A 4,377-nucleotide genomic window follows, 5' to 3' on the forward strand; every position below is an offset into this window, starting at 1 on the left:
GTGCTCTCCTCGAGTGCGGTTGATCGCGTGTTGGGGGTACAGACCGGAACCCACGGCGAAACTCATCGCCGCTGGACTCCTGGAGTCCAGCGTGGTCAGAGGTCGTTTTCTCCCGATGTTTCATCCCGGTATTGGTGTTTGATCCCGTGGCGTCGGGTCGCGCCAGGAGATGGTGGCTTCGCCGGTGAGGCGGCGGGCCATCAGGTCGGTCATGGCGAGCTGGATCATGGCTTCGGAGCGTGCGGGGAGGGTTTCGTAGTCGCGGGCCAGGCGGCGATGGAACATCAGCCACCCGTAGGTTCGCTCCACGGTCCAGCGCTTCGGGAGTGGCGTGAATCCCCTGGTCCCGGGGGTGCGTTGGACGATTTCCATGTCGATACCCCGCCGAGCGGCGTGCTCGACGAGGTGCCAGCGGTAGCCACCGTCCACCCAGACCTTGCGAATGGTGGGGTGCGCGGCGGCCACCTGGTCGATCAGGTCGGTGCCCGCGACGGAGTCCTGCACGCAGGCGCCCGTGACCAGCACCGCCAGCAGCAGGCCGAGGGTGTCGGTGACGATGCTGCGCTTGCGGCCCACGATCTTCTTCGCCGCATCCGTGCCCTGGCCTGCGGCCGGGACGCTGGTGGAGGTTTTCACGCTCTGGGCGTCGATCACGCATGCGGACGGCTCCGCACCCTTGCCCTCCTTCTGCCGTAACAGTCGCCGGAGCACGCCGGTGAGCTGGGCGAACACACCGTCCTTCTGCCACTTGGCGAAGTAGCCGTACACGGTCTCCCAGGGTGGGAAGTCGTGCGGCAGGTAGCGCCACTGCACTCCGGTGCGGTCCACGTACAGGATCGCGTTCATGATCTCGCGCAGGTCGTGCTCGGGCGGGCGGTCGATGTTCAGCGCATACCGGCGCCGCTCGGCCCGCCATGCCGACAGCGCCGGCTCGATCAACGCCCAGCGGGCATCGGACAGGTCACTTGGATACCCACGGCTTTTGGTCATGACCAGGTGATACCGCCGGACAGGGGGCGTGCGCCCAGGCGTGTGTCCCGGCGTTGGAAGCACGGACCAGGTGGCCTCGTCGGAAACTGCTCCTTCCGCAACCTTTGTGACGGTCACATTGCGAAGTCCCGCTTGATGGCAACTCCATTTGAGTAGCCGTACTCAGGCATGTGGCTGTCCGTCCGCTTCAGCATGGTGAACATGTTGAAATGGGTCCTGGACCTTGGCCTGGCGGTCCTGTTGTCAGGGCTCGAAGTGGCGGCGCTGGTTGCCTTCTGGTTCGTCGAAGGCATGAAGAAGTGGGCTGCCAAGGGAGGGCCGGTTCCCGGTGAGACGAGTCGGCTCTTCCTGGTACTGAGCGTGGGGTCGACTTCCTCGGCGCTGATCAGCTACGGCTTCTCTTGGGCTGATCTGCCGGTGGCCTGCGCGTCTCAGGCGGTCTTGGCTGCACTTCTCGCGTTGCTGCTGATCCTGGGTGCAGGAACCGAATGCGGCAAGCGGATCAGCAGATACCGATTACGGCGCCGTCTTCGTCGGCAACGTCGTCGCTGGCACGACTCCCAGCGCGAAGGCAGTGGACATGCATCGGCTCCGGTCCGTCGATGCTGGCGGCGGTGGTGACCCCTCGTCACTGAACCGAACCATGCGGCGGACGTCCTGGGATGAGACAGGTGTAAGGCGCGTTCCGCCTCTCCGGTCACCCCACACGACCCGTCCCCTGCATCCGACTCGTCAGCCCCACCACGACGACACCCACGCACCGAGGAATACGGGGGAATGTTCCCTTAAAGGGCGAAAACGACCTCTCAGTGAGTGTTTTCGAACTTCTACGTCCTGTTCTCCGGGCTGGGGTGGGCTCTAGCCTGAGCATGACCAGTAACGGGGAAGGACGTGTGCGGTGAGGCACAGGAGCTCGCTCAGCCGTCTACAGCTGTTCGTTCTTCGGCTGGCCATGACGAGAGACACCCGCGATCAACTGCCGACAGTGGCTGCCTATATCGAGCGATTCCGCCACTCCCCAGGGGTGTCCAAGCTGGGGCTGCTCCTTGAAGCCGAGAATTGGGCCCTCCACGTCAAGAAGCAGCGCTCGTCTACCGCGACTCGCTCTGTGTTGGAGTGTCCGGAAGCGACGGCCATCAGGGCAGCCTTGCTGGAGCACGGATGCCTCGAACCACATTGGCTACAGCGGGCAGTCGAGTACAACGCCCGCTGAGTCGCTCAACGGAGTGCCGAGCCGAACAGTGCGTCCGTGTAGGGCGCGGAGAGGTCCTTGCCGCCGAAGGCGAAGGCGGACGTGGTGGTGAGACCGGTGGTCCTGCCGCGCAGGAGCCAGACGGCGCCGTTGTCGCTGTTCTCGGCTGTGGAGGCCACGGCGAGGTCGCGGTAGCCGTCGCCGTTGACGTCCAGGAGAGCGGTGGTCGCGCCGAACCTGTCGTTCGTCTCGGCCACTCCGGGCACACCGGAGGTGTTCTGGTGGAACACCTGGGTTCCCGTGCCCGTGACGCCGGAGGCCGAGCCGGGCACCAGGGCGAACGAGCCGGCGTTGGTGAGGCCGCTGAAGTCCTCGCCGGAGATGCCGAGCGCGATGTCCGCGTTGCCGTCGCCGGTGACGTCGGCGACCGAGACCGCCGAGCCGACGTCGTCGCCGGATTCCTGGGCGCCGTGGAAGCCGGGCAGGCTCTGGTCGAAGCTCTGGGTGTCGGCGGCGGACAGGCCGGAGGCCGAGCCGTAGGCGACGCGGACCTTCTCGGACCAGCCGTCGGCGCCGACCACCACGTCGTCGTAGCCGTCGCCGTTCACGTCACCCACGCCGGTGCCCGGCGCGGCGCCGCCCGCGGTGTCCCCGGGCACCCCCGAGCCACGAGTGAAGCCCGAATCGCCGCCGTACAGCAGGCGGTTGCCCCAGGTGCCGTCACCGCTGTAACGCCACTGGACGATGTCGTCCTTGCCGTCGCCGTTGATGTCGCCGGCCACGCTGGACTTGATGGGACCGGTGATCGAGTCGGCGTCCTCCACGCAGCTGCCGTCGGTGGCGCAGGCGGCGCCGTCGGTGTCATGGCCCCACCACTCGGACTTGTTCAGGATGGGCAGGGTGGCGGTCGGCTGTCCGGTGCGCGAGACCGGGCCCTTCCACACGGTGGCCGGGGCGCCCGCGGGGTCGTCGCCGGCGACGTTCTGCGTGGTGAACAGGGCGAGGTCCGTCTTGCCGTCCCCGTCGAAGTCGCCGGCCTGCGGGGCGGCCCCGTACCCGGCGATGTTCGTGCCGCCGGTGAGACCCGAGGCGGAGCCCCACAGGATGACGGAGCCCGCGGTGCCGCCCGCGATCACCAGGTCGCCGAAGCCGTCGCCGTCCAGGTCGCCCTTGGTGAAGGTGGACCCGAAGCGCTGGTTGGCGGTGGCGGAGCCGGGGACCCCGCTGGTGGAGCGGCTGACGAGCTTCCGGTGGGAGGCGGAGAGCCCGCTGGACGAGCCGTACACGACGGCCACGTAGCCGGCCTTGGCCGCGCCGGACACCGTGGCGTTCGGGGCACCGACGACCAGGTCGGCGTAGCCGTCCCCGTTGAAGTCGTCCTGTGCTTCCACGTCCGCCGATTCGGCGGCGTTGGAGGAGGCCGCGGTGAGGGTCCAGGTGCCGATCCCTCCGGCGAGCAGCGCCGCGGCGGCCAGAGGTGCGGTCAGCCGCGCGGTGGTGGCTTTTCTGCGTCGTGCTTGGGACATGCACGTGCCTTTCGAGTCGGTTCGGTCCGGCGCGTCGGTGTGCGCGTTCATGGAGTGCGACTCGGGCTGTGCGTCATCGGTTGTACGACTGAATGTCATGTATCTGTAACCATGGATTGGTGGCTCGCTTGGCGGCTGGTTTGAGAGGTCGTTATGAGGCTTGATGCCTGTTTCGCCTGTGAGGTTGGGTGAGGTTTGATGGTCGCGGGTTCGTAGCTGGTGCTACGGGTGGAGACGGCGGCATCCGGCGACCGTGCGACCACGGCGTTCGAGGCGGGCGCGGACGGTACCGGTCACCGTCGCCGGCCCGGCTGGCCCCCTTCACCTACCCGTTCGGTATGACCCAGTAGTCGGCCGCGACGTCCGCATCGGCGCGGCCGGGGACGGCCTCCCGGTCACCTTCCAGCCCGTGGCCGCCCTGCACTGCTGTGACCTGGTGCGGCGGGCGGCGCACACGCTGTACGAGGCGGGGTGGCGGGGGTCAGGCCGGGTGCGCCGTAGTCACCATGAGCCGCCGCCGCCGACCCCTCCGCTGTCGCCTCCGCCGCTGTAACCGCCTGACGAGGAACTCGAGGAGGAACCCGAGCCGCCGGACGGCTGGTGGGTGGCGGTGGACGCGGCCGCCGGCGGAAGGTAGGTGGCGAGGTGGGGCCGGAGCGTCGCGTCGTC

At 68.0% G+C, this 4,377-nt stretch carries 3 protein-coding genes; 1 reads left to right on the top strand and 2 read right to left on the bottom strand.

Annotated features, from left to right (window positions below):
- Positions 1 to 120 precede the first annotated feature (120 nt).
- Positions 121 to 990 (bottom strand): IS5 family transposase, encoded by an 870-nt coding sequence (locus tag OP79_RS48465; RefSeq protein ID WP_033329625.1) that lies wholly within the window; start codon positions 988 to 990, stop codon positions 121 to 123.
- A 168-nt stretch (positions 991 to 1,158) separates the two neighbouring features.
- On the opposite strand from OP79_RS48465, the gene OP79_RS55835 reads away from it, so the two are divergent.
- A complete protein-coding gene (locus tag OP79_RS55835; RefSeq protein ID WP_157857541.1) occupies positions 1,159 to 1,611 on the top strand; it encodes a hypothetical protein in 453 nt (150 codons plus the stop codon).
- Positions 1,612 to 2,208: 597 nt separating this feature from the next.
- Here the strand turns inward: OP79_RS55835 and OP79_RS48475 are convergent.
- On the bottom strand, positions 2,209 to 3,708 hold the full coding sequence (locus OP79_RS48475) for an FG-GAP-like repeat-containing protein (protein WP_033329627.1): 1,500 nt from the start codon (positions 3,706 to 3,708) through the stop codon (positions 2,209 to 2,211).
- Between the last annotated feature and the right edge of the window lie 669 nt (positions 3,709 to 4,377).

It is taken from the genome of Streptomyces yerevanensis (assembly GCF_000716805.1).
Taxonomy (GTDB): Bacteria; Actinomycetota; Actinomycetes; order Streptomycetales; family Streptomycetaceae; genus Streptomyces; species Streptomyces flaveus.

What these genes read in the sequence shown, in the direction of transcription:
- OP79_RS48475 (WP_033329627.1), bottom strand. Translation starts at nt 3,708, where the DNA reads ATGTCCCAAGCACGACGCAGAAAAGCCACCACCGCGCGGCTGACCGCA.
- OP79_RS48465 (WP_033329625.1), bottom strand. Translation starts at nt 990, where the DNA reads ATGACCAAAAGCCGTGGGTATCCAAGTGACCTGTCCGATGCCCGCTGG.
- OP79_RS55835 (WP_157857541.1), top strand. Translation starts at nt 1,159, where the DNA reads ATGTGGCTGTCCGTCCGCTTCAGCATGGTGAACATGTTGAAATGGGTC.